Here is a 25,858-nt window from a genome sequence, read left to right as displayed (position 1 = left end):
AGGTGAAGATTAAGCGTTTTTTTGCCAAGGATATGCGTACCGCTCTGGCTGAGGTGAAAGAGACTCTGGGGCCGGATGCGGTGATCATGTCCAACAAAAAGGTCTCCGGGGGCATAGAGATAGTCGCTGCCGTCGATTACCAGAATCAAGTGGCACCTCCTGTGGCTGAAGGGAAGCGGGAGGTGCGGGACGATAGCGTCAAACTATCGACGCATGCCCGTGCGTCCGAAAATTTTTCTAGCCAACTGGCGTTAAATAGTCAAAAACATGACGACAGTGACACCTTTCCCGATAGTCTGAGCGCCCTGCTGGCACGTCAACAGCCTAAGAGTCATGGCCATGGCGGCGGGGAGGTCGGTGCGCCGCGCACACTGGCCGAACAGTCGCAGTTTTCCGAGCCCCGTGATGCATCTCGGCGCTCTGCTCCGCTCCGTGGCGCGGCACCTGTGGCGCTCCCCGCTCGTGATAAAGAGATGGAGACCATGCGTGCCGAACTCACCTCCATCCGCAAGCTGTTGCAACATCAGCTCTCCGGTTTGATGTGGCAGGAGGTCGAGCGGCGTGAGCCGGTGCGGGCCCTGTTGATCAAGCAGTTGGTCAAAGGCGGATTTGACGATGCTTTTGCCGAACAGTTGGCGGCGCTCATCCCCGAAGAGGTGCCATTGCATGAGGCTTGGGGTCTATTGCAACGGGTGTTGACCGAGCAGGTGCGAACCGGCGACGACGACATATTGCGTCACGGTGGCGCCGTGGCTCTGCTGGGACCTACCGGTGTGGGCAAAACCACCACCATTGCTAAGCTGGCGGCCCGTTTCGCCATGAAATATGGCGCCGAGCAAGTGGCTCTCATCACCACGGATCACTACCGTATTGGCGCCCATGAGCAGTTGCAAACCTATGGCCGGATCATGGGGTGCCTGGTGCGCCCGGTAGCCGATGTCGAAGAGTTGTCTGCAGCACTTTACCAATTACGTAATCGCCGTCTGGTATTGATCGACACCGCAGGTATGGGGCAGCGCGATGTGCGCCTCACCGAGCAACTGGATACCCTGGTCAAAAATGCCAAGGTGCGCATTCGCAACTATTTGGTGCTGCCGGCAACCTCTCAACGTCGGGTATTGCAGGAGGCCTATGAGCACTTTCGGCGGGTGCCACTGAGTGGCTGTATTCTCACCAAGCTGGATGAAAGTCTGAACCTGGGAGATGTGCTGAGTATGTGTATTAAAAACGCCTTGCCGATCAGCTATGTCACCGATGGCCAGAGAGTGCCAGAAGATTTACAGGTAGCCAATGCTTCCGAATTGGTCGCTGCCACCCTACGTCAGTTGGAAGATGAGCGGACTCAGAATCATTTCTGGGGCCACGAGGGCGATCGAGCCGACCACATGGAGTTTTATAAATAAAATGAATAATCAATTTCTCGATCAAGCCAGTGGTCTGCGCAAGATGCGCACTAACAATCGCGTCAAGGTCATCACTGTCACCGGGGGTAAGGGTGGCGTGGGTAAGTCTAACGTCACCTTGAATGTGGCCGTGGCCATGGCGGCCCAGGGCAAGCGGGTGCTGGTGTTGGATGCTGACCTAGGTTTGGCCAATATTGACGTCATGTTGGGGCTACGTGTGCAGCGCAACCTCTCCCATGTGCTATCTGGTGAATGCACCCTGGATGAGATCATAGTCGAAGGCCCCTATGGACTGATGATCATTCCCGCCACCTCGGGTACGCAGTCCATGGTTGAATTGAAGGCCGCCGAGCATGCGGGGCTCATTCGCGCATTCAGCGACATGAAGACGCCAATTGATATCCTGTTGGTGGATACTGCTGCCGGCATTTCTGACATGGTGTTGAGTTTTGCCCGTGCGGCTCAGGATATCATGGTGGTGGTGTGTGATGAGCCAACCTCGATAACCGATGCCTATGCGCTCATCAAGATACTCTCTCGCGAATATGGAGTCTTCCGTTTCAAGGTGGTTGCCAACATGGTGCGGAGCATGCGAGAGGGGCAGGATTTATTTACCAAACTGACGCGGGTGACGGATAGGTTTCTGGATGTCTCACTGGAGTTAGTGGCCTGTATTCCCTACGATAATAATGTGCGGCAAGCGGTGAGGAAGCAGAAGGTTATAGTGGATGCATTTCCCAAGTCACCGGCTGCCCTGGCATTCCGTGCCTTGGCTAATAAGGCCATGAGTTGGCCGACACCTCATCAACCAGGTGGCCATCTGGAGTTCTTTATCGAAACCCTGTTACATAAACCAGCGTTAGTACAGGAAAGTATTCGTGAATAAAGCCCATGCTTATGTTCGTCATCAAGACGCCAATGCGTTGGTGGAGCGCCATGCGCTGCTGGTCAAACGCATAGGCCAACACCTGATGGCCAGACTACCAAGCAGTGTTCAGCTGGATGACCTGGTTCAGGCGGGCATGATTGGCTTGTTGGAGGCTGCGCGAAATTATGATGGCAGCAAGGGAGCAAGTTTCGAGACATTTGCGGGCATTCGTATTCGTGGTGCCATGATTGATGAAATCCGCCGTGGTGACTGGGTGCCACGCTCTGTGCATCGTAATAGCCGTCGTATCTCTGAGGCTATTGATGATGTTGAACAGAGGCTGGGTCGCGATGCTCGTGATCAGGAGGTGGCTGAACATCTCGATGTCACCTTGGATGAGTACCACAGTATGCTCAATGAGTCGGCTTGTGGCCGGATCATTGGCATTGAGGATTTGGGGATAACCGAGGATGTGCTCGGTGCACCTTCCGATGAACAAGAAGACAATCGCACCTTTTCAGGAATTGCCAACGAACGTTTCCAGGATGCACTGGCTAATGGTATTTCTACCTTGCCGGAAAGGGAGGCGCTGGTTTTATCGCTTTATTATGACGAAGAGCTCAATTTGAAAGAAATTGGTCAGGTTCTCAGCGTCAGCGAGTCTCGCGTCAGCCAAATTCATAGCCAAGCCATGCATAGATTGCGGGCCAGAATGAAAGATTGGAACTGACCGCACACAGCTTGTCTACACTGATAGGCAAGGGTGAGGCATAATAAAAGTATTATTGTTATAAACAGCATGAGTTCGGGCTGTGTTTGGCAGCCACCTAGGAGGGTATTTTGGATAAGAACATGAAAATCCTCATTGTTGATGATTTCTCAACAATGCGCCGGATCATCAAAAACTTGCTGCGTGATCTGGGGTTTAACAACACCCATGAAGCGGACGATGGCAATACGGCACTACCCATGCTGAAAAATGGTGATTTCGAGTTTGTTGTTACTGACTGGAATATGCCGGGTATGCAGGGGATCGATTTGCTCAAAGCCATTCGTGCGGATGACAAACTAAACCATCTGCCGGTATTGATGGTAACGGCTGAAGCGAAACGTGAACAGATTATTGAGGCTGCTCAGGCCGGGGTAAATGGTTATATCGTCAAACCCTTTACGGCTGCCACCCTTAAGGAAAAACTGGACAAAATTTTCGAGCGCATTGGCTAACGAGGTGGTGGTATGAAGGTCGATGCACCTCTGATTAGTCTGGAGCAGGCTAAATCGCTCGTTGCATATTTGGAGCAGGGTGAGCAAGCCGCGGCTGATCAGCTGTTGGCTGAGATCTGCTCGCATAATGCCAATGACCTGTTTGAGCAGATTGGGCATCTGACCCGACAGTTGCATACCTCACTCAATGATTTTCAGTTAGATCCTCGCATCCCTCACTTGGCGACTCAGGAAATCCCCGATGCCAAGGAGCGTCTTAGCTATGTCATCACCATGACAGATCAAGCGGCTAATCGCACTATGGATGCGGTAGAGGCCAGCCTGCCGTTGGCCGATGCCTTGACTGCGCGTATTCAACAGGTGCAACCCAGTTGGCGTGCCCTGATGAGTCGGCGTTTGGCTTTGGGTGAGTTCAAGGTGCTTTGTCATCAACTGGATGCATTCATCAACCAGTCTGAGCAGGATGCCAGCCAACTGCATTCACTGTTGACCGATATTCTTATGGCGCAGGATTTTCAGGATTTGACCGGGCAGATGATTCGCAAGGTCATCACCCTAGTGCAAGAGGTGGAGACCCAACTGGTTGAGATGCTACTGGTCTTTGGGGAGCCAGAGACGGCGAAGGTTGAACCCGTACCCGTTACTCGCTGCATCAAGGCTGAAGGGCCAATAATTAACAAGGATAAACGGACTGATGTCGTGGCAAGTCAGGATGATGTCGATGATTTGCTGTCAAGTCTAGGATTCTGAGGGAGTAAATATGGGCTACGAAGTTGATGAAGACATACTGCAGGACTTTTTAGTCGAGGCATCTGAGATCCTAGAGCAGTTGTCGGAACAGTTGGTTGACCTGGAAAAGCGTCCCGATGATCGTGAGCTGCTCAACGCCATCTTCCGTGGTTTTCATACGGTAAAGGGGGGCGCTGGCTTTCTCTCGCTCACCGAGTTGGTCGATGCCTGCCATGGTGCAGAAAACGTCTTCGATACCTTGCGCAACGGGCAACGGAAAGTTGATTCCGAGTTGATGGATGTGATACTGCAGGCGCTGGACGCGATCAACGAAATGTTTGCGCAAGTGCAAAACCGTGAGGCCTTGATCCCTGCCAGTCCCGAGGTGTTGGCCGCGTTACATGTTCTGAGTAAACCCGCTTCGTCCGAAGAGTTGGCGGCCAAGGCCAGGGCGGCAGCGCCTGCCGCAGCCCAAGCCCCCTCTGCTCCTGCTGCCTCTGCCTCGTCCATTGATGAAATCAGTCAGGATGAATTTGATCGCCTGCTGGATGAGCTGCATGGTAGCGGCAAAACGCCTAAGGCACAGGTTCAGGCCGACGTGTCACAGAGCGATATTACCGATGATGAATTTGAGGCTCTGCTGGATCAGTTGCATGGGCAGGGCAAGCATGCAGGCATTCCCAGTATTGCTGAGGTGCTGGAAACGGCCAGTCAGCATATTCAGAGTGCTCAGTCTGAAGCTGATGCGCTCATCAACGATGATGAGTTCGAGCGGCTGCTAGATGAATTACATGGCAAGGGTAAGGCACCGGTGGGGCCTGCAGTGGCTAGTGAACCGGGCTCAGATGCCGCAGGGCTCAAACCCGTCATTGTCGCTCCGGTTGCTCAAGCCCAACAGCAATCTCAGCAGGTGCAGAATGATACTACGGTCCGCGTGGATACTCGGACTCTGGATGTCATCATGAATATGGTGGGTGAGTTGGTGCTGGTGCGTAATCGCCTAGTTAGCTTGGGTATTGCCAGTAATAACGAAGAGATGTCCAAGGCGGTTTCCAATTTGGATGTGGTAACGGCCGATTTGCAAGGCGCCGTCATGAAGACGCGTATGCAGCCTATCAAGAAGGTGTTTGGTCGTTTTCCGCGAGTGGTGCGTGACTTGGCTCGTAGCCTGAAGAAAGAGATTAACCTGGTCATGGAAGGGGAAGAGACGGATCTAGACAAGAACCTGGTAGAGGCGCTGGCCGATCCTATGGTTCACTTGGTTCGTAACTCCTGTGACCATGGTATCGAGTTACCCGAAGAACGGCTTAAGGCCGGCAAGCCAAAAGTTGGGACTATTCGCCTCAGCGCTTCCCAAGAAGGGGATCATATTCTGCTACTCATCGAAGATGATGGCGCCGGAATGGACCCCGAAAAGTTGAAGTCAATTGCCATCAAACGTGGCGTTCTCGATCCCGAAGTGGCTAGCCGTATGAGCGATGCCGAGGCCTATAACCTGATTTTTGCGCCCGGTTTTTCGACCAAGCAGGAGATTTCCGAGGTGTCGGGGCGTGGTGTGGGCATGGATGTGGTCAAGACCAGCATTACCCAACTCAACGGCTCCATCCGCATTCACTCCGAGAAGGGAAGCGGCACTCGTTTGGAGATAAAGGTTCCCCTGACGCTGGCTATTTTGCCCACTCTGATGGTGGAAATTGGACAGCAAACATTTGCTCTTCCATTAAGCAGCGTCAATGAGATTTTTCATCTGGATTTGACTCGCTCCAAGATGGTCGATGGTCAGCTGACCATCATAGTCAGAGATAAGGCCATTCCGCTTTTCTACTTGCAAGACTGGCTGATACGCGGCGCGCGTAGAGGTAGCACTCGCAAGGAGAAGGGGCATGTGGTCATAGTGCAGATTGGTACACAGCATATCGGTTTTGTAGTCGATAATTTGATTGGCCAGGAAGAGGTAGTGATCAAGCCGCTGGACAAGTTACTGCATGGCACGCCCGGCATGGCTGGAGCTACCATTACCAGTGATGGCGGCATTGCACTCATCCTGGATGTACCCAATTTATTGAAAGCGTATGCACGCCGACATTGATGGAGCGAAAGAATAGATGGCAGTTAAGGTATTGGTTGTAGACGACTCCAGCTTCTTTCGACGTCGGGTTAGCGAAATCATCAATCAGGATCCGACCCTGGAGGTGGTTGACACCGCACAAAATGGGCGAGAGGCGGTAGAGAAGGCACTGAGTCTGCATCCTGATGTGATCACTATGGACATTGAAATGCCGATTATGGACGGCATAACGGCCGTACGTGAAATCATGGCAAAGTGCCCTACGCCTATCTTGATGTTTTCATCTCTGACCCATGAAGGGGCTAAATCTACTCTGGAGGCGTTAGAGGCTGGCGCCTTGGATTTTTTGCCGAAAAAGTTCGAGGACATTGCCAGAGACAAAGAAGAAGCAATTAAGCTGTTGCAACAACGGGTTAAGGCCATAGCTCGCCGTCATAGCTTCATGGCCCCTCGAGCGGCAGCAGTGGCACCGACGCCTTCATTAGGTAGCACCACTTCCGCTGTTACTCGTGCTGCTGTGTTGGGACGATCATCGCTGCCTCAACCCGCACCATCGCCGGTTGAGCGAGCGGCCCTGGTTGCTTTTAAAAAATCGGGTAAGTCATATCAGCTTCTGGCTATTGGTACCTCGACCGGGGGCCCCGTTGCGCTACAGGCTGTACTGACGCAACTGCCGTCTAATTTTCCTTACCCCATTCTGCTTATCCAACATATGCCTGCGACGTTTACCGCGGCCTTTGCTGCTCGCCTCAATACGCTGTGTCAGATTAATGTAAAAGAGGCTGAGGATGGTGACTTGTTGCGTCCTGGTTGCGCCTATCTGGCTCCAGGGGGGAAGCAGATGATGTTGGATGGCCGTGGCAACGGTGCGCGTATCCGGATCATCGAAGGCAACGATAAAGTTAACTATAAGCCTTGTGTAGATATCACTTTTGCCTCACTGGCCAAGAGTCACAACGACAAGGTACTGGCCATAGTCCTTACCGGAATGGGGGCGGATGGCCGGGACGGAGCGCGCCTGCTCAAGGAGCAGGGGGCAACCATCTGGGCGCAGGATGAAGCCAGCTGTGTTGTCTATGGCATGCCGCAAGCCGTTGCCAAGGCGGGGATAGCCTCAGAGTCTCTGCCTCTGGATAGAATTGCACAACGGATCCTGGTTGAAATAGGGCGATAATATGAGTCTCATCGGTATCTTTGTTGCACTAGCTTTCATCATTGGGGCCAACCTGCTGGAAGGTGGGCACCCCAGTGCTCTGCTGAATATGCCTGCTTTCCTCATCGTTATCGGTGGAGCGATTGGGGCTGTCATGGTGCAGTTTTCGTTTGGGGTATTGATAGGCTCTCTCAAGCAATGTAAGTGGCTGCTGGCTGGACCAAAACTTGATCTGAATGCCCAAGTGGAGCTGCTTGAGGGCATGTCAACCACGGCTCGGCAACAGGGTCTCTTGGCCTTGGAAAATCAAGTGGCGCAGATTGACGATCCTTTCACCCGCAACGGGTTGCAGATGATAGTTGATGGGGTTGATAAAGAGCAGTTACATCAATTACTCGAAAATGGCATCGAGATGGAACAGCATGAACTGGAGCAGTCCGTGAAAGTATTTGAAGCTCTAGGAGGATATGCGCCAACTATGGGGATCCTGGGCGCTGTACTGGGTCTTATTCACGCCATGGGACTACTGGATCAACCGGAAAAACTGGGGCCAGCCATAGCCGTGGCGTTCGTGGCCACTATTTATGGGGTTGGTTCTGCCAATATTCTGTTTTTACCTATAGCTAACCGCTTCAAGGCGTTCAACCATGATATTGCCCATTTCAAAATGATGGTGCTCGAAGGGTTATTGTCCATCGCCAGTGGCGAAAATACCATGCAGCTCAAGCGGCGTTTGCAGGTTTACATCGGAGAAGAGTAAGCCATGGCAAAAAAAAAGAAGGCCGAACCCCCAGAGAACCATGAACGTTGGCTGCTCTCTTATGCTGATTTCATGACGCTGTTGTTTGCGCTGTTTGTTGTGCTCTATGGCTTCGCCATGTCCAAGCAGACTGAGGTCAAAGCTCTGGTGCAGGGGTTGATCCAGAGTTTTACCGAGATGGGGTTCGTCACGGCGCGTCCCGGCTCCACAGTACTCAGTGGCAACTATGGGGTGCAGGAGGGGAATGACAGCTCGGATGTGCGCGCTGCGTCACCCAGTCAGCAGATGGCGATTGTCCAGGCTCCAACCCAGGGTGGGGGTGGTTTGCTCGATACCGGACAACCGCCAACTAACCAGCCTATGCCTAGTCAGAAATCCGCGCTGGAGAGCAAGGATCAGCTTCCTATCGATAATGCTACTAACAACAATGCTGGCGCTCCGTTTGATGCAATACGAAAAGAGTTCAAGAGCTCACTCGAGGAGTTGATCAGCTCGGGTCTTATCAATATCAACGAAGATGAGAACTGGTTAACCATAGAGTTGAACTCAGGCCTGATTTTTCCCAGCGGCAGTGCCACCATGATGAATCGAGCCAAACCCATTTTGCAACAGATAGCCAAGACGCTGGCTCCGCTCCGCAATTACGTGCGGGTTCGAGGCTATACCGATAATGTGCAGATGAGCAATGAGCTCTACTCCTCTAATTGGCAGCTTTCTGCTTACCGAGCGCTAGCCGTATTGAGCAGCTTGACCGTTAATGGCATTCCCCCGCAGCAACTGGCGATTGAAGCCTATGGTGAATTTTCTCCCTTTGCATCCAATTCGACCACCCGAGGCCGGGAGCAGAATCGTAAGGTAGTCATTGCCGTTTCGCGTTACTCCTATGTGCCCAAAGAGTTACCCATTTTTGCCGATGCACCCAGCGGCACACAGCCTGATGGCTCACAAAAGGAAATGCCAAATCTGGATGACTATGGTGTTATCCAGTTGCCAGATGGCCGTTTCAAGTTGAAGAAGACAGGAACCAATCCGTGATTGTATGGACGATTGCAAATCAAAAAGGTGGGGTGGGGAAAACAACCACGGTTGTCACCTTGGCGGGTCATCTGGCTGCGCAAGGCAAACGGGTTCTATTGATTGATACGGATCCCCATGCCTCGCTTACCAGCTATCTCAACTATGATTCGGATCTCCTTGAGGGGACCTTGTTTGATCTGTTTGAAACCGTTGCACCGACTCGACTGCAGGTTGAGCGAGTCACCTTGCATACGCAATTTGCCAACATCAGTCTGATCCCGGCTTCTATTGCTCTGGCTACTCTGGACCGCACCCTGGGTGGGCGAGATGGGATGGGTTTGATATTGCGTAGTGCTCTTGCCAGTGTCCGTGAGCAATATGATGTGGTCTTGATTGATTGTCCTCCCGTCCTTGGGGCTATGATGGTCAATGCCTTGGCGGCGAGTTCCCGAGTCTTGGTGCCGGTACAGACCGAGTTTTTAGCGCTAAAAGGGTTAGAGCGGATGGTGAAGACCTTTGAAATGATTCAGGGCACCAGCAAGCAATCGTTTAACTACATCATAATACCGACCATGTTTGATAAGCGTACACGAGCCTCCTTGCAGACGTTGGCCGAAATCAAGGCGCTGTATGGTACCCGGGTTTGGGACTCGGTAATTCCTATAGATACTAAATTTAGGGACGCGAGTCATTTACATATTCCTCCTTCTATCTTCGCGCCCGAGAGTCGGGGAAGCTATGCTTACCTTGAGTTATTAAAGACCTTAGTTGCATTGGATAGTGAAGCCGAAGGAGCCACGACATGAGTCAGTCTTCACAATTCAAGGCCATGGACAGTTATTTCTCGGCTCTGCTCTCAGAGCCAGGCAAAGAGCAGGTTGAATGCCAGAGTGCGCCATCTGTGTTTGCCGAGCCGGTTGAGCAGCAAGGGAAGCTGGCTGAGTTACTGGCCAATGTGAAATCGGACGTCGCGATTGCCACGAAACCTGCCAGCCTGCAGACGCAAAGTCTCTCTCGAGGTGTGGTCAAGGTTCCTGAGCCCCCCGCCCCCCCCCAGTGGCAGAACATTGTCACCGACCGTGAATTCCAGGCACTCTTCTTTGTCGTTTCGGGGGTGACGTTTGCGGTGCCGTTGACTGAGTTGGGGGGGATCCATCAGTTGGCCAAAATTAACACTCTGTTTGGTAAGCCAGACTGGTTTGCCGGTGTGATGACTCAGCGTGAGAGCCAGCTGAATGTGGTGGATACCACACGTTGGATCATGCCGAGCAAGGCGTCATCAGAGCCTTATCAGTATCTGGTTATGTTGGGGGATTCTCCCTGGGGGCTAGCGTGTCATCAGTTGGTTGGCACCGAGTTGTTATTGCGTGACCGGATCCAGTGGCGTAGTAGCGCCGGGCATAGGCCTTGGCTGGCTGGTATGGTGAAGGAAAAGATGTGTGCCTTGCTCCATGTTCAGGAGTTGCTCACACTACTGGAACGCGGTGTAAATATTGATGGTTGCTAACATCGCCCTTGTGTCAGTTTATTGCTAGTTTTAGTGTCAGGACGCCAGAAATTAAGGAAACCAACATGAGTCATAAACGTAACGTGGCGCAGAACATTGCTGAAGATGAAGTGCTCCAGTGGGTAACCTTCCAATTGGACAAGGAAACCTATGGTATCAATGTAATGCAGGTGCAAGAGGTCTTGCGCTATACCGAGATTGCATCCGTGCCCGGCGCGCCTGACTATGTGCTGGGTATCATCAACTTGCGTGGCAATGTGGTGACCGTGATCGATACCCGTTCGCGGTTTGGTCTGCCCCCTGCTGAGGTCAGTGATAACTCCAGAATCGTGATCATTGAGGCGGAAAAGCAGGTGATTGGTATTATGGTGGATAGCGTGGCTGAGGTTGTCTATCTGCGTTCATCTGAGATTGATGCCGCCCCTAGCGTCGGAACCGAAGAGAGTGCCAAGTTTATTCAGGGTGTCAGCAATCGTGGTGGTGAGTTGCTTATCTTGGTGGATCTCAATAAGTTGCTAAACGATGAAGAGTGGGATGAGCTGAATCTGCTCTGATGATGAATTACACACTGCTCTCTTTGTTGTTATCTGGCGCGGCACTCCTTCTTGGTGTGCTCGTTCTGGTGTGGGTTTGGCTCTTGGCTGGCAGACAACAGCGTAAGATGCAGGCGATGGAATTGTTGCTCAAAGAGTTGCTGAAGGCCCGTGATAGTGCTCGTAAGCAACTCAATGAACTGCATACCAGTTCCTTGGGGGTGGGGCAGCGTATAGGTGAGCTGGAAAAGGGGATCCTAACCGTTGCCGAGCGTCAGCAGGAACTGGTACAACAGGATCCTGATGGTCGGCTCTATAGTCGCGCAGCCAAGATGGTGGAGTTGGGGGCCGGTTTGGCAGAGGTTATGGCCGAGTGTGAGATACCCAAAGCTGAAGCTGAACTATTGATCTCACTGCGAAGTGCCAAACAACGGCCATAACAGCGTGAGACCCAAGAAGAAACGAAAAAAGAAGGCAACGCCTTCTTTTTTCGTTTTCCAACGCCTGTTCACCTGCATCAGATTTCGGTGTCAACCGCCTGACTCCCATCCGGGCGGCGCCAGTGCTCTGGGTATTTGCCCTGCAGCAGGTAGGAGTAGGAGAGGATTTCGGCTATGACCACATAGAGGGCCGGGGGAATAGACTCGCCCTCATTCAAGGAGGCTAGCCGCGCCACGAGTGCCGGGTCCTGATGAATATATAAGCCCTCTTTTTCCGCCATCGCCAGGATCTGTTCGGCAAATGAACCTTCCCCCTTGCTGCTGATATGGGGCGCCCGGGTGCCATCATAGCTCAGGGCAACGGCACGACTCACCTCTTGTTCACTCACCTTATTTTCTCCTAAATATGGATGGAAAGACCATCGCTGCCATTGGCTGTGGCCGCCTGTGGTGGCGGGGAAATTTTCCCCTGCCGACAACCCATGGCGGTAGGGGTTAACCCCAACTCTCTGAAGCGGCTTTCGAGTTGAGGCAGTGTCTGCTTGATGCGATCCACTGTGGTCAACTTCTCTGCTGTCACCTGCAACTGCAGATCAGGAATATCCAGGCAGGCCCGCACTTGCACAGGGCCTAGACCTGCGGGCTCCAGATAGAAATTGATACTCCACTGATAGGCATTGTGTTTGCCTGGACTGCGTTGCCAACCGAGTGAGCCTTCGCGCCCGTTCGGGTGCAGGGGGGGGAGGGGAATGTAATTTGGCAGTGGCTGCTGTGGCTCTGCTTGCTGCTGCAACCGATCTACTTGACCAAGAAAGTGGCCTGTCATCTTGCCCAAAGCCTGCTGTGTCTCTGGCCCTAACAGATCCTGTAGCGACTGGCCCAGTTGCTGGGAGAGGTGTTGCTGTTGAGCTTCATTTAGCTTGCCTTGCACCCCGAAGCGGATAGCTAGCAGGGTGACCCCCCACTGGCGCATCGCGCGGCCCATGGATGTGGTCTCGCTCATTGGCGAGCGTAGAAACTGGATCCACTCCCGCACAGCTCCCTCCGAGGTTAGGGGTTGCTGCAGTAAAGTTGACAGTTGCAGTAACAGCGGGCGCAGAGGCGAAGGGCTCGCAGCGTGAGAAACTTGCTGATTTAACTGGTGGATAAATTCGCCCAGCGGCTGTGCTACGACCATCTGGGGGCGCTCACCTATAGGCTGGTTGGTAATGGTTACGGTTTGCTGTTGGTTAAGTTCAGCGGTTTGAGCCGGGCTCAACCTGCCGTTGGGCTCTGCTGCGCTGGCAAGCTTAGCTATCACGCTGCCTGTTGGTTGGGCGGTTGCATCGAAATGACCCACTGGTTCGATTGTAAGCGAGTGGAGCGGCTGTGTCTGGGGGAGCTTGCCCGTTTGGATAGTCGCGCCGCCAACGCTGGTGAGTTTGGGCTGCTCAGCCTGTTGCCGTGAGGGCACTGACTCTTCAGCATGCTGAATGTCTTCGGCTCCCTCTGTAGCCAAGGCCATGTCTGTGCGGCCAGAGGGCATAGTGACGCCGGTTGTGGGGCTGGGACTCTGCACCGCCTGAGTTGTGCTTGTACTTGCTGTTGCTGTTGCTGTTGTGGTTGGGGGGGGAGCAGTCAACTTGCTGCTTAGCCAACTGGGGGTGATCCGCGCCAGAGTGGCACCGAGTTTTTCTTTTAACTCATGGCCAGTTGTCGTTTGGCCTGTCGCCTTACCCTCTTCGGACACCTCAGGCAGAGGGGGGCTGGTTATGGCGACGTTGCTGCGTTTATCGCCTGGCATTGCTGAGTCTGAGGTGGTTCGATTGTCGCGCGCGGGCTCGGGAGTATTGGTGATGGGAAGGCTAGCCCGTGCCAGTAGTTGTAAAGTTTCCTTAGTCAGTGACTGGAGTTGTGCTTGCCCGCGCTTATCGTTCAGCAATGCCTCGCTGGGTAAGGCTATCTGCGACTGCAGAAGTTGACTCTTGAGTGACTGATTGCCACTGCTCTGTGGGGTCAAGGTTGGTGTCCGCAGCGTTACCAGCTGGAGTAACCATTGGTTCAACGCCCGGCCTGCTCCTGCGTTTTCTTGTAACATTGGGGGGAGCCGGGTCAAGAGCTCCTGCAGGAGCTGCGGCTGTTGCTGTAGCTGAGCCAAGGGAATGCTGCCTCGCTCACCATAGGAGAGTGTTTGTCGCAGCAGAGGATCACTCCCTGGCAGCAGGGGCAATATTCGTTGTAACAATTGCTGCAGGGGGGCTGCGGGTACGGCTGTGGTTGTCGAGGCGGCATTAGTGATGGCCGGCTCTGCTGGCTCAGGGTTGGATGGATCCAGTAGTGGGGTCAGTTGCCGCAGCAAGGGTTGCAGCTTCTGGGCTTGCTCGGGTGGGAGTTGCCCTTGTTGCTGGCTCAATAATTGAACAAACTGGCGTAGCAGAACTGGGTCCAGGGTGCGCAGAGGTGAGCTTGCTGCAGACTCGGGTGGGGTCGTGTCATTTTCCTGGGGGAGAGAGAGTGGTGTACTTTGTTCTACTTGCTTGATGTTCGCCACCTGAACCCCCTTGGCATTTAGTCTGGCTAAGACCATGCTATCATGAAGCTTGTCGCTAGAGTGATAAGCCAAGCTTTGCAGCAAGTATTGCAGATAGTAGCGTGAAGTGGCGTGATACCACCCACTCTTGTCTCGCATCAAAGTGCGATTCGGTTTGCTAAATGCGGCGGCTGTTTGTCAGCTAAGTTATATGTTGATAGTCAAACGACTATCGCTATGGAATTGAATATCCCACATATGAATAGAGCCTATATAAAGTCTGGGGTTGCGTTGTTTTTGTTCCTGCTGCTCGGCACTCAGCAGGGTGTTGCAGCACAGACAACCCAGGGTGTTAATCATCAAGCCGAAATCGCTGCGGATGGTTCATCAGACCCTTTCGAACCGATCAACCGCGCAGGCTGGATGCTCAACTATGAATATCTGGATCGCTATGCCTTACGGCCAGTGGTCCATAGCTATGTCCAGTGGGTTCCTGTTCCCGTACGCGATGGGGTTGGCAATTTTGTCGATAATTTCGATGAGCCGAATAATACCGTCAATAACCTGTTGGTTGGGCGGCTGGCTGACTCTGGGCGTAGCGTCTTGCGTTTTGCTCTTAATTCGACACTGGGCCTGTTCGGTATAGTCGATGTGGCGGATGGTATGGGGATCTCCGCGCGTCCCATGACCATGAGCACGGTACTGGGCAAGGGCACGGTGGAGCAGGGCCCCTATTTCATGGTTCCCGTCTATGGGCCAACCACGCTGCGTAATATGATTGGCGATACTGTCGATGGCCTCTATTTCCCCTACGGCAGAATGTCGTTTGCCATGCGCGCCACCCATTGGGTGATTAATGGGTTGGATAGTCGCTCCAGGGTGGTTGATCAGGAGGCGGTGTTGGATAACTCGCTGGATCCCTATCTTTCGAGTAAAGATTTTTATCTGCAGTATGAAGAGGGTAAGGTGCAGGAGGGGCGAACCCCAGGCAAGCCATCTCCTCAGCCTGGCGATGCCGAGCTCGAACACTATATGGATGAGATTGATCAATAACACTATTTTTTGTTGGCTAAGCCCCGCATGTCGGGGCTTAGCGCTTTTTACGCCACGAAACAGCGCTTGCAAATCCTGACTGGCTTGGTATGGTGTGGTCACTTAGTGCCAAATTATCCATATGTCAATGCAGCAATTAAAACTTGATGGCGTCATTGCTGTAAAGTTTTGTTTACGAGGTTGGTTTACATCATGCAGAAAGATACCCTCAATAATGTTCATATTCAGTCAGAGCGAGTGCTCATCACTCCCATCGAGTTGAAACAGAAGGTTCCAGTTTCAGCCGAGGCTCTGGTTTTCATCGCCGACGCGCGCCAGCAGATTGCCAATATAGTGCAGCGTCAGGATCCGCGCTTGCTGGTGATCTGTGGCCCTTGCTCCATCCACGATGTCGAGGCTGCCAAAGAGTATGCTCTGCGTCTGAAAAAACTGCATGATGAGTATGCCGATAGCCTCTATATCGTCATGAGAGTCTATTTTGAGAAGCCGCGGACCACGGTCGGCTGGAAAGGTTTCATCAATGATCCCAATCTGGATGGCACCTTTGACATTGAGCTGGGTCTGGAGAAGGCGCGTGAACTGTTAGCCTGGTTGGCCGAGTTGCGTCTGCCCCTGGCGACCGAAGCGCTGGATCCTATCAGCCCCCAATACCTGGCCGATCTCTTCTCTTGGTCCGCGATTGGCGCACGAACCACAGAGTCACAAACCCACCGAGAAATGGCGTCCGGGCTCTCCATGCCGGTAGGCTTCAAGAATGGGACCGATGGCAACCTGGATACGGCCATCAATGCGCTGAAGTCCGCCTCGGCGCCTCATGCCTTCATGGGCATTAATCAACAGGGACAGGTGGCGCTGCTGCAGACCCAGGGTAACCCGGATGGCCATGTGATATTGCGTGGCGGCAAGCACCCTAACTATGATTCCGTCAACGTGGCACTGGCCGAGGCGGCACTGAATAAGTCAGGCTTGCAGCCGCGTCTGGTAGTGGATTGTAGCCATGGTAACTCCAGCAAGGATCACAATCTGCAGCCGCTGGTGGCAGAAAATGTGGTGCATCAAATCCAGGATGGCAACGGCTCTATCCTTGGTATCATGTTGGAGTCCAACCTGGGGGCGGGTAATCAGTCCAGCGAGCAGCCCAAGAGTCAGATGCAGTATGGTGTGTCCATCACCGATGCCTGTATTGATTGGGATACCACCGCGACGCTGTTGGCTAAGTGTTACCGGGAGTTGGCCGCGCCGCTCAAGGCTCGACTCAAAGCATGATCGGATCGGATAATAAGGCTCCGGTTTACCGGAGCTTTTTTTTGGATGACGGACAATGAATGAAGAATTAAATGCCCTGAGGGATCAGATCGATGAAGTTGACCAGCAACTGGTGACACTGCTGGCCCGTCGTCTGGAGCTGGTAGCTGGGGTGGGCGAGGTCAAGAGTCGCCACGGTCTACCCATCTACGCCCCCGACCGCGAGGCAGCCATGCTGGCCAAGCGGCGGGCTGAGGCTACGGCCAAGGGCGTGCCTGCCGATCTGATCGAAGATGTACTGCGTCGCGTCATGCGCGAATCGTATAGCAGTGAGAAAGATTCAGGCTTCAAGTGTGTGAACCCGGCCTTGCGCCCCATTGTGGTCATCGGCGGGCGAGGTCAACTGGGTAGCCTGTTTGCCCATATGTTTGAGCTCTCCGGTTATCAGGTACAAATTCTGGAACGTGACGATTGGTCTCATGCCGATGCTATGCTCTCTCAGGCGGGCATGGTGGTGGTGGCTGTGCCTATCGACTCGACCTGTGAGGTGATCGATAGATTGGGCCAGTTACCCGCCGATTGCGTGTTGGTGGATTTGACCAGCGTGAAGAGCGCCCCCTTGCATCATATGATGGCCGTTCATGCCGGCCCCGTGCTGGGATTGCACCCTATGTTCGGGCCCGATGTTGCCAGTCTGGCTAAGCAGGTCGTCGTCTGTTGCGCCGGGCGTGATGAGGCGGCTTGGCAGTGGTTGGTGGATCAGATGCGGATCTGGGGAGTGCGGCTGCATAGTGTGACAGCAGAGGAGCATGATGAGGCCATGAGTCTCATTCAGGCGCTGCGTCACTTTTCCAGTTTTGCCTATGGGTTGCACCTGAGTGAAGAAAAGGCAGATTTAAAGCGTCTGTTGGCCCTGAGTTCGCCTATCTATCGCCTGGAGTTGGCCATGGTCGGGCGACTGTTTGCCCAGGACCCCGCTCTCTATGCGGATATTATCCTCTCTGCGCCCCGTAACGTACAGATGATACGTCGTTATCATCAGCGCTTGGGGGAGGCCCTCGCCATGCTGGAATCAGGCAATCGGGCTGGCTTCATCGAGGCGTTCCATCGTGTCGCCGATTACTTTGGTGATTATGCGGGGCAATTTTTGCGGGAGAGCAAGCTGCTGCTGGCTCAGGCGAATGACAACCGTCATCACGAAACGCTGTGAGTGATCATGCATGCAAAAAAAAAGCGCCAATCGGCGCTTTTTTTCTGCGTTACGTTTCAGCTCTCACGCCTCGGGCGTGACATGGTTGCCTGAAACCAGATAGTCCGGGAGCTCGGTAGGGAGGACATCCTCACTGGGGTAGCAACCCAGCACCTTGAGGGAGCGGGTCAGCTGATACAACTCCTTGAGCACCGCCTGCATGGCGGGTTCACTCACATTGCCTGCCACATCCATGTAAAACATCTCTTCCCAAGGATTGCCCTGGATTGGTCGTGACTCCAGTTTGGTCATGTTAATGTTATGGTTGCGCAGTACCAGCAGGGCCTCTACCAGGGAGCCCGCTTTTTGGGCTGTGGACATGATGAGGGTGGTCTTGGCCGGGATCTGTGGTGCCACATCAATGGCTTTGCGCGCGACAATGATGAAACGGGTGATGTTATCGGTCTGGTTGGCAAGGCCCGCGGCGATGGGGTGCAAGCCAAACAGTTCACCGCCGGCCGCGCTACCCAATGCTGCAGCGTGGGGGGATGCCAGGTTTTTGACCTGCCCCATGGCGGCAGAGGAGGAGTCGCAGTACTCGTGACGCACACCTTGGAGCTTGGCCAAGTATTGCGAGCACTGCTGCAGGGGTTGGGGATGGGCATAGATAGTCTGGATCTCTTCCACCCGAGTCTCTACTGCGGCCAGGAGGCAGTGTTCGATGGGCAGGGTCAACTCTCCGACAATCGCAAGGCTGGTGTGTTGCATCAGGTCATAGACCTCATTGATGCTGCCTGAACTGGTGTTTTCGATGGGTAGCACCCCATATTGCACCTTGCCCGACTCCACTGTCTCGATGACCTGCTGGAAGTTGCTGCAACTGGCTTCTACTACTTGTGCCGTCTGGTGACTCAGATACTTGCGTGCCGCCAGACTGGAGTAGGAGCCGCGAGGTCCAAGAAATGCGATGCTGATCAGATCGCCTTGCTGCTCGGCGTTGAGTTGCCCCTGAATATAAGCCTGCTGGCTCAGCACCGAATCTTCGATGATCAGGTGGTAGAGCTGGTTGATATAGTGGGCGGAGAGTCCCAGCGGTTTACCCTGTTGGATCAGGCGTTCCAGCAACTCCTGCTCGCGAGCCTGATCGCGGATGGGGCGCAGATCGGTCTGCTTGCTACGTGCGACTTCAATGCTCAATGCCTTGCGCCGAGCCAGCAGAGTCAAGAGTTCGCCATCCAGGCTGGTGATCTCCTGCCGGATTGTCTCCAGTGTCGCCATTATGTTCTCCCTTCATAAAATGGAACCAGTTTGTGGCAAAAAAAAACCTCCCATCAGGGGAGGCTTTGCGCTGAAGGTCAGATTCACTGCTGCACATAAGCCTCACCCTGTGTGGGCGGGGTAAAATGGAAGCTAAAAGAACACAGCGAATGCAGGGACATGAATTACCAACCATCAACGGAATTGTTTATAGCAATACGTGAAATTACGACAAGATGCAAGTTTACCCCGCTCTTGGGCGCCATCCAGACTCGAGCATTTCATGTTCGAGAAGTAATGAAAAGGGCGCCAGTAGCGCCCTTTGGAAAAATGCTCCTCTGCTTAGAGTGCGGGGGTTAACTCCCCGGCACGGCACTGCTCTTTCCCTGAACGCCCACTGCGATGGGCTACGGGCTTGGTGCTGTGGCGGTGAAGTTGGCGTTCCAGCTTCTGACCCAGCAGGGTGACGGCGGCATAGAGATCTTCATGTTCAGCCTGCGCAAACAGTTGACCATTGGGTATGCCGATCTTGGCTTCGATTGTGAACGCGAGTCCCTCTTTGCAAATGATGACTTGGGGGGTGATAAGAGGGACTTGCATCCGTCCCAATTTGGCAAAGCGAGACTCAATCCGTTCGCGGATGGTCGGGGTGATGTCAACGGCTTTGCTGGCGATATCGATAATCATGTGAACCCCCTTGGTTCTTCTTCATTCTTCGATTTCAGATTAACCATTTCATCCCTGATGTAAACGTGATTGTCATCACTTCTCCATGCTTTAAGTTTAGTAAGAACTGCTTCTGTGATCCTTTGTCATTTACCAATAAATAATGCTTGTCACTGTCACTTCCCGCAGGCAGACTTTTTTGGATAAGTGCATGTTGTCATGCTGTTGGGTGCTCTTTGAGCGAGTGTTGTAGTTTGTGGGATAAACACCCCAACCAGTTGAATTTAAGGTTTTTTGTGAGCTTGCATTCCGGGTATGAATTGACAGATTTTTTTAAATTGGTCGCCGATGAGGCACCGGTTTTTTCTTTGCCGTCATACATGGAAGCCTTGCCTCATGGCACCACTGCCGAGCCGCCTGTTACCCAAGGGGCATTTCCTCATCCTCACTTGACGCACTCTCCGCCGGACGTTGCCGGAGAGTTGGTCTTTTTTTACCGCCAACTCTGTCTGCTGAGTCAAAAAATGCTTGATGCCAATCAGGTCAGCATTTGGCTAGGCGGGATGAATAGCGATGAGTTGATCTGTTCCCATGTGCTGGATGGTCATGGACGCTTGGGGCGGGTGTTGGAGCCTGAGGTGACCGGAGCCTTGACTAGGCTGTTGGCGGAGGGCGGGTGTGCCATATCGCGTCATACTCATACTGCGCTTTGGGATAGTCTGCTCTCGTCCGAGGTGAGTAGTGGTTGCTTGCTCTTGGCGAGCGTCCGCTGTGGCAGTCAGTGGCAGGGAGTGCTCTGTTGTCACCGTGCCCTGAGCATCTCCGATTGGGATAGTTTGGCTCAGGTTTTGAATCAATTGAGCATGTTGGCCGGGCGTGGTTTGGACTCCTTGTCCCAAAGCCAGAGCGAGCACGCCTTGCTGCAGCGCCAACACCAATTGGATCGCATCGCCTATGCCCTCTCCAGCAAGACCGGTCGCGCTTTCTTTGATGAACTGGTGAGCCAGTTGCATCGGGTATTGCAGGCCCAGCAGGTGTGGTTGGCGGAGGTCGAACGTTCGCCTTTGGCATCAACGGCTCGTGTGGTAGCGAGTGCCGGTATTGCGGAAGAGTTTTCTCGTTATCTGCTCAGTGACTCCGCTTGCGGCATCCTCTATCAGCATTGCACCGTGCCCTTTTTTGCCACGCAAGAGGTCACCTTGCCTCCGGCTCTTGCTCAGGCCGATTACTATTGGGCTTTGGCCCTGTATGACAGTAAACAGCAGATGATTGGTCACCTGGCGTTGACCTTTAGCGGTCTCTTGCCGGATAACAACACCCTGATTGCCTTGCAACAACTGATTGCCCATCGGGCCTCCGCCGAATTGGAACGGCAGCGAGCCGAGGCGGAGTTACGGCTATCAGCCGTAGCGTTTGAGACCAACGAAGGCATCATCATCACAGATCCGGATCTACTGATCTTGCGCGTTAACCATGCATTTTCTCACATTACAGGCTACGACTTGCAGCGGGTGGCGGGAAAACGGCTAGGCGTTGAGTTCTGGCCTTGGCACCATCTTGGCTTATTGGAATTCGATGAGGATGGCCGCTGGCAGGGGGAAGTGGAGCGGCAGCGCGTTGATGGCTCCAGCTATCCTCAATGGGAAACCTGGTCGCCGGTGCGCGATGAGCAAGGGGCGATCAGTCATTATGTCATCTGCTTTGAAGATATGTCCGAGCGCAAAGCCGCAGCTAAGCAGATCCAGAGCCTTGCCTATTATGATGATCTGACCGGACTCCCCAACCGTCGTTACTTGATGGAGCAGGTGGAGCGTAGCTTCACTCTTGCCCGTCAGCGGGACATGGTCGGCGCCTTATTGTTCATCGATCTGGATCATTTCAAGACCATCAATGACTCCTTGGGACACGCTACCGGGGATGCCTTGTTACAGCAGGTGTCCGGTCGGCTGGCCCTGCAGCTCAGTGGCGCCGATTTACTCGCGCGGCTGGGGGGGGATGAATTTGTGATCCTGCTGCCGTCACTGTCCAGTAACCCCCCACAGGCCGAGATCCAGGCCTCGTTACTGGCTGAACAGCTCATCGCGGCCATCTCCTTGCCCTATGAGTTTGAAGGGCAAACCCTGCACATTGGCGCCAGTGTGGGGATCAGTCTGTTTCCCACCCGTGAGCAGACGCCGGCGGATTTGTTAAAACAGGCGGATACGGCCATGTATCAGGCCAAGGCGGCCGGACGTCGGGTGATGCGGCTGTTTGATTCCACCATGCAGCGGCAGGCGGATAGACGGCTGCATATTCATAATCAGTTACGAAATGCCCTGAAAAACAATGAATTGCTTCTGCATTTTCAACCGCAACATATGGTGGATGGTGGTCGTTTGATCGGAGTAGAGGCCCTGCTGCGTTGGCAACCCCCCGGACGTAGCCTGATCTCGCCAGCTGAGTTTATCCCCATAGCCGAAGAGACCGATCTCATTATTGATATTGGTCAGTGGGTGATGATGGAGGCTTGCCATCAGTGTGTACGTTGGGAAGAGGAGGGGCTGCAATTGCCACAACTCTCGGTCAACGTCAGCGCCAAGCAGTTCCATCATCCAAACTTTGTCGATCAAGTGTACGAGGTTTTGGCCTCCACTGGGATGGAGCCATCGCTGCTCAATCTGGAGATCACTGAATCTGTGGTGTTAGGCAATACCGAAGATACTATCCACAAGATGACCGAGCTCAAGCAACTGGGGATCTCCTTTTCCATCGATGATTTTGGCACCGGTTACTCCTCTCTGGGGTATTTGAAACGCTTGCCAGTCGATGAGCTGAAGATAGATCGCTCCTTTATCCAGGATATTCCGCACGACACCAGCAACATGGCCATAGTCGAGGCCATCATGGCCATGGCTTCCCACCTGAACTTTAATGTGACGGCTGAAGGGGTGGAGACACGCCAGCAGCTGGAGTTTTTAAAGAAACAGGGCTGCCCCTTCTATCAGGGTTATCTGGCCAGCAAACCGCTCCCGCCAGATAATTTAGCTCGCTATTTGCGCAATCAGAAACCCCAGGCAGGCGCGTCGCAACCCGGCGATAACGAATAAAACAGTGTTATACTGCTCTTCCGTATCTATGTCGCATCTCTTGGAAGGCTTGTGGTGGTGAAACCCGCTGACTTTTTTTCTCGTATATTCGTGGTCTCTCTTCTTCTTACCGCCGCCCTGTCGCCCGTCTCGGCCAAGACGGTGCAACAGTCGCTCTATCTACAGGCACTCGATGCAGTGCGCAGTGGACAGAGTGCCCAGGCGCAACAGATCAGGCGTCAGTTGGGGGATTATCCTCTGGCGCTCTATGTCGACTACTATGACCTCTACCTGCAACCGGATGTCTCTCGTCTCGCCGAGGTGAAGCAATTTATTGTCCAGGATACTCAGGGGCTGCTCGCGGGGCGTTTGACCGGTCGCTACATGCGTCTGCTGGCCAGTCAGGGTCAGTGGGAGGCCTTACTGCGTTTTGCCGGGAAAGAGCCCAAAGCCCTCAGTTTGCGCTGCAGCTACTACTTCGCCAAGTGGGCTACGGGGGATCAGCTAAGTGCCTATCAGTTTGCCGACGATCTCTGGATGCACGCCACATCTCGTCCCGGGGAGTGTGATGCTCTATTCGAGCAGTGGAAAGTGGCTGGCTTGATGACCCCGGAGAAGGTGTGGCAGCGCATGTTGCTGGTCTACCCGGCTAGCAGCAGTGTCAACTTACTCACCCATCTCAATAGTCAGTTACAAGGCTCCAGCCTGCACAGCAAAGGGCAGCAGTTGGAGCAACTGTTCACGACGCCCGAGGCATTGCTGTCGATTTTGCCCGCCAGAAATGATGCGGATAGCCGGCAGATGGCCACCTTGGCGCTACAGCGTTTAGCGGCTCAGGAGCCGGCGCGCAGCCGTCAACTCTATCTGCAGGCGCGGAGCCGTTATAGTCTGAGTGAGCCCCAGCGGCTTGCGGTAGAAGGCGCCATCGCCCGTCAATTTATGCTCGATAGGACGGCAGAGGAGCGAGCCTGGATTGATAGCACGCTTAAGCGTCAACATGATCCGGCTCTGATCGAGTTGCGGTTGCGTTTGGCGTTGTGGGAATCCGATTGGCGCGGGGTGAAGCAGTGGGTGCAGCGCATCCCTGATTCCGCCCGTAGCGATGTGCGTTGGACCTATTGGTTGGCGCGGGCAGAAGAGGCGCAAGGTAAGCATCAACACGCTCAAGCTTTATATCGGCAAGCCAGCTATGAACGCAGTTTCTATGGCTTCATGGCTGCCGACAGGGTAGGCGCGCCCATGCCCATGAATCGTGTACCGTTGAAGCCCTCGCTCGCACTGGATTCGGCTATCACCCGATGGTCAGCCGTGGCCAGAGTACGCGAACTGCTGGCGTTGAATGAAGATGATCAGGCTCGTGGCGAGTGGAACTACCTGCTGGATCAGGTGAGCTATGATGACAAATTACAGTTGGGTAGCGTGGCCTTACAACAGCAGTGGTTTGATCTGGCGGTACTGGCCAGCATCAGCGCCAAGGCTTGGGATGTGCTGGATCTGCGCTTCCCGACGCCTATGGTCAGTACCTTTTCCCGTTATGCCGAGGCCCGGAATATGGAGCAGAGTTTTCTCTATGCCCTGGCGCGCCAAGAGAGTGCTCTCTATCCCAAGGCGCAATCCCCAGTGGGCGCCAGTGGCCTGATGCAACTGATGCCGGCTACGGCGGCACATATGGCCAAGAAGATAGGATTTGAACTGCAGGGATCGCGCCAGCTCATTGACCCAGAAGTGAATGTCAACCTGGGGAGTGCCTACATCAAGGAGCTGTTGGATAATTACGGTGGCAACCGGATCTTGGCGGCCGCGGCTTACAATGCGGGGCCCGGGCGAGTGCGGCAGTGGCGGCGCTTGAGCGGTGGTAAATCCTTTGATGTTTGGGTGGAGAATATCCCCTATCGTGAAACGCGCAATTACGTGCAAAATGTATTGGTTTTCAATGCGATATATCAAGAAAATCTGCGGAGTCCTGTGAAGTTTCTGACTGAGCGTGAACGCAAAGCCAAGTACTGATAGGGCTCGCGCCAAGTGGTTTATAAGTAATAATGATGATATAGCAATAGGTTGCCGTAGCGAGTTCATTAGCCGACTGTGGTACAATCTCAGTAGAAGATTTCTAAGCTTTTTAAGCTTTTAAGCACAAGGGGGTTCGGGCATGGCAACAATCAAAGATGTTTCCAGGCTGGCAAATGTTTCAATATCGACCGTTTCGCGGGTGATCAACAACACGGCCCAAGTGGCGCCGGAAAAACGCGAAGCCGTATTGAGTGCCATGAAAGAGCTGAATTTTCGTCCTAACAGCTTTGCTCAAGCCTTGGTCAGCAAGCGCTCCAATTGTATCGGCGTGTTGGTAGGGGATCTCTGTGGCGGCCCGTTTTTTGCGCAGATGATGCTGGGTATTGAACGAGTGATCGATAAGGCCAATAAGTTCACCATAGTCATGTCTGGTAATCACGATGAAGAGCGTGAGCGCCACGCCATTGAGGCGTTGCTGCAGCGTCAGTGTGACGCTCTGATTGTGCACTCCAAGGCATTACCGGATCAGGAACTATATGAGATAGCGCAGACGGGTACGCCCATTGTGTTTGTTAACCGTCTGGTTCCCGGGGTCGAAGAGCGTTGTGTCTGGTTGGATAACCGCGAGGGAACCCTGTGTGCAGTGCGTCATCTGCTGAGCCGTGGGCACAGAGAGATCGCCTTTGTCACCTCAGATGATGAAGAGTTCACCGATGCCCAGCAGCGTTTTGCTGGTTATCTGGAGGGGTTACGTGAGGCTGGGATTGAGTTCAAACCAGAATTAGTCGCGACTGCCTATCCTGATGAGATCGGTGGCTATGTGGCCGCCAAGGAGTTGTTGGTTAAACAAGTCAAGTTTACCGCCTTTGTCGGTTTCAATGATGCCATGGCCGCGGGTGCTATCTCTTGCTTTATCGATAACGGAATTGCTGTACCGGAGAAGGTCTCGGCCGTTGGCTTTGACGATATTCCCTATATTCGGTTTATTCGGCCTAAGTTGACCACAGTTCGTTATCCTATTGAAGCCATTGGTGAGCAAGCGGCTGAGCTGGCCGTTCGTCTGCTGGATAACAAGCCCGTAGAGGGGATGCAGCTTAAGTTTGTGCCCGAGATGGTGATCCGCGATTCAGTGGTGGGATGAGTAAATGAGATGAGACGGGGA

The 25,858-nt window shown here is 53.6% G+C and carries 23 protein-coding genes; 19 read left to right on the top strand and 4 right to left on the bottom strand.

The genetic code is table 11. The features are described 5' to 3' along the window. Positions 1-2: 2 nt before the first annotated feature. From flhF to ACZYTD_RS06005, 13 genes are all read left to right on the top strand, one after another. Positions 3-1,403: a flagellar biosynthesis protein FlhF gene (gene flhF, locus ACZYTD_RS06065; RefSeq protein WP_463890299.1), complete on the top strand. Its 1,401-nt coding sequence runs from the start codon at positions 3-5 to the stop codon at positions 1,401-1,403. Between the two features lies 1 nt (position 1,404). After that, a complete protein-coding gene (locus ACZYTD_RS06060) occupies positions 1,405-2,289 on the top strand; it encodes a MinD/ParA family protein (RefSeq protein ID WP_463890298.1) in 885 nt (294 codons plus the stop codon). Next, positions 2,282-3,001 (top strand): RNA polymerase sigma factor FliA, encoded by a 720-nt coding sequence (locus ACZYTD_RS06055; protein ID WP_463890296.1) that lies wholly within the window; start codon positions 2,282-2,284, stop codon positions 2,999-3,001. The genes ACZYTD_RS06060 and ACZYTD_RS06055 overlap by 8 nt, the downstream gene beginning before the upstream one ends. A gap of 122 nt (positions 3,002-3,123) precedes the next feature. Next, on the top strand, positions 3,124-3,495 hold the full coding sequence (gene cheY, locus ACZYTD_RS06050) for a chemotaxis response regulator CheY (protein WP_463890294.1): 372 nt from the start codon (positions 3,124-3,126) through the stop codon (positions 3,493-3,495). 12 nt (positions 3,496-3,507) lie between these two features. Then, positions 3,508-4,245 carry a protein phosphatase CheZ gene (locus tag ACZYTD_RS06045; protein ID WP_463890292.1) on the top strand — a complete coding sequence of 246 codons (738 nt, stop codon included), beginning with the start codon at positions 3,508-3,510 and terminating at the stop codon, positions 4,243-4,245. A 10-nt stretch (positions 4,246-4,255) separates the two neighbouring features. Then, positions 4,256-6,313 carry a chemotaxis protein CheA gene (locus ACZYTD_RS06040; protein WP_463890289.1) on the top strand — a complete coding sequence of 686 codons (2,058 nt, stop codon included), beginning with the start codon at positions 4,256-4,258 and terminating at the stop codon, positions 6,311-6,313. A 16-nt stretch (positions 6,314-6,329) separates the two neighbouring features. Further along, entirely contained in the window at positions 6,330-7,466 is a 1,137-nt protein-coding gene (locus ACZYTD_RS06035) for a protein-glutamate methylesterase/protein-glutamine glutaminase (protein ID WP_463890287.1), read from the top strand. A 1-nt stretch (position 7,467) separates the two neighbouring features. Then, on the top strand, positions 7,468-8,205 hold the full coding sequence (locus ACZYTD_RS06030; protein ID WP_463890285.1) for a flagellar motor protein: 738 nt from the start codon (positions 7,468-7,470) through the stop codon (positions 8,203-8,205). Positions 8,206-8,208: 3 nt separating this feature from the next. Then, complete coding sequence (locus ACZYTD_RS06025) at positions 8,209-9,240, top strand: OmpA family protein (protein ID WP_463890283.1); 1,032 nt, start codon at positions 8,209-8,211, stop codon at positions 9,238-9,240. Further along, positions 9,237-10,028 (top strand): ParA family protein, encoded by a 792-nt coding sequence (locus tag ACZYTD_RS06020; RefSeq protein ID WP_463890281.1) that lies wholly within the window; start codon positions 9,237-9,239, stop codon positions 10,026-10,028. The genes ACZYTD_RS06025 and ACZYTD_RS06020 overlap by 4 nt, the downstream gene beginning before the upstream one ends. After that, a complete protein-coding gene (locus ACZYTD_RS06015; protein ID WP_463890279.1) occupies positions 10,025-10,729 on the top strand; it encodes a chemotaxis protein CheW in 705 nt (234 codons plus the stop codon). The genes ACZYTD_RS06020 and ACZYTD_RS06015 overlap by 4 nt, the downstream gene beginning before the upstream one ends. Positions 10,730-10,794: 65 nt before the next feature. Beyond that, a complete protein-coding gene (locus ACZYTD_RS06010) occupies positions 10,795-11,283 on the top strand; it encodes a chemotaxis protein CheW (RefSeq protein ID WP_463890277.1) in 489 nt (162 codons plus the stop codon). Next, positions 11,283-11,702 carry a DUF2802 domain-containing protein gene (locus ACZYTD_RS06005; RefSeq protein WP_463890275.1) on the top strand — a complete coding sequence of 140 codons (420 nt, stop codon included), beginning with the start codon at positions 11,283-11,285 and terminating at the stop codon, positions 11,700-11,702. The genes ACZYTD_RS06010 and ACZYTD_RS06005 overlap by 1 nt, the downstream gene beginning before the upstream one ends. Positions 11,703-11,779: 77 nt before the next feature. Here the strand turns inward: ACZYTD_RS06005 and ACZYTD_RS06000 are convergent, their stop codons facing one another. After that, positions 11,780-12,091 (bottom strand): EscU/YscU/HrcU family type III secretion system export apparatus switch protein, encoded by a 312-nt coding sequence (locus ACZYTD_RS06000; RefSeq protein ID WP_463890272.1) that lies wholly within the window; start codon positions 12,089-12,091, stop codon positions 11,780-11,782. An 11-nt stretch (positions 12,092-12,102) separates the two neighbouring features. Continuing rightward, entirely contained in the window at positions 12,103-14,370 is a 2,268-nt protein-coding gene (gene fliK, locus ACZYTD_RS05995; RefSeq protein ID WP_463890270.1) for a flagellar hook-length control protein FliK, read from the bottom strand. Between the two features lie 132 nt (positions 14,371-14,502). Here fliK and ACZYTD_RS05990 point away from each other — a divergent pair, with 132 nt between their 5' ends. From ACZYTD_RS05990 to tyrA, 3 genes are all read left to right on the top strand, one after another. Further along, on the top strand, positions 14,503-15,264 hold the full coding sequence (locus ACZYTD_RS05990) for an MlaA family lipoprotein (protein ID WP_463890268.1): 762 nt from the start codon (positions 14,503-14,505) through the stop codon (positions 15,262-15,264). Between the two features lie 192 nt (positions 15,265-15,456). Next, positions 15,457-16,530 (top strand): 3-deoxy-7-phosphoheptulonate synthase, encoded by a 1,074-nt coding sequence (locus ACZYTD_RS05985; protein ID WP_463890266.1) that lies wholly within the window; start codon positions 15,457-15,459, stop codon positions 16,528-16,530. Positions 16,531-16,585: 55 nt separating this feature from the next. Further along, positions 16,586-17,719 (top strand): bifunctional chorismate mutase/prephenate dehydrogenase, encoded by a 1,134-nt coding sequence (gene tyrA, locus ACZYTD_RS05980; protein WP_463890264.1) that lies wholly within the window; start codon positions 16,586-16,588, stop codon positions 17,717-17,719. 63 nt (positions 17,720-17,782) lie between these two features. On the opposite strand, the gene pheA is transcribed toward tyrA, so the two are convergent. Together pheA and hpf are read right to left on the bottom strand one after the other, a co-directional pair. After that, a complete protein-coding gene (gene pheA / locus ACZYTD_RS05975; protein ID WP_463890262.1) occupies positions 17,783-18,976 on the bottom strand; it encodes a prephenate dehydratase in 1,194 nt (397 codons plus the stop codon). A gap of 321 nt (positions 18,977-19,297) precedes the next feature. Continuing rightward, positions 19,298-19,642: a ribosome hibernation-promoting factor, HPF/YfiA family gene (gene hpf, locus ACZYTD_RS05970; RefSeq protein WP_463890260.1), complete on the bottom strand. Its 345-nt coding sequence runs from the start codon at positions 19,640-19,642 to the stop codon at positions 19,298-19,300. A 299-nt stretch (positions 19,643-19,941) separates the two neighbouring features. Between hpf and ACZYTD_RS05965 the strand changes: the two genes are divergently transcribed. From ACZYTD_RS05965 to ACZYTD_RS05955, 3 genes are all read left to right on the top strand, one after another. Next, positions 19,942-22,707: a putative bifunctional diguanylate cyclase/phosphodiesterase gene (locus ACZYTD_RS05965; RefSeq protein ID WP_463890258.1), complete on the top strand. Its 2,766-nt coding sequence runs from the start codon at positions 19,942-19,944 to the stop codon at positions 22,705-22,707. Between the two features lie 90 nt (positions 22,708-22,797). Continuing rightward, on the top strand, positions 22,798-24,693 hold the full coding sequence (locus ACZYTD_RS05960) for a transglycosylase SLT domain-containing protein (RefSeq protein WP_463890257.1): 1,896 nt from the start codon (positions 22,798-22,800) through the stop codon (positions 24,691-24,693). 142 nt (positions 24,694-24,835) lie between these two features. Next, positions 24,836-25,837 (top strand): LacI family DNA-binding transcriptional regulator, encoded by a 1,002-nt coding sequence (locus tag ACZYTD_RS05955; protein WP_463890255.1) that lies wholly within the window; start codon positions 24,836-24,838, stop codon positions 25,835-25,837. Positions 25,838-25,858 lie beyond the last annotated feature (21 nt).

The sequence above is a fragment of the Pseudaeromonas sp. HNCC25DJ180 genome, from assembly GCF_055413345.1.
This window is presented reverse-complemented; position numbering and strand designations above follow the sequence as displayed.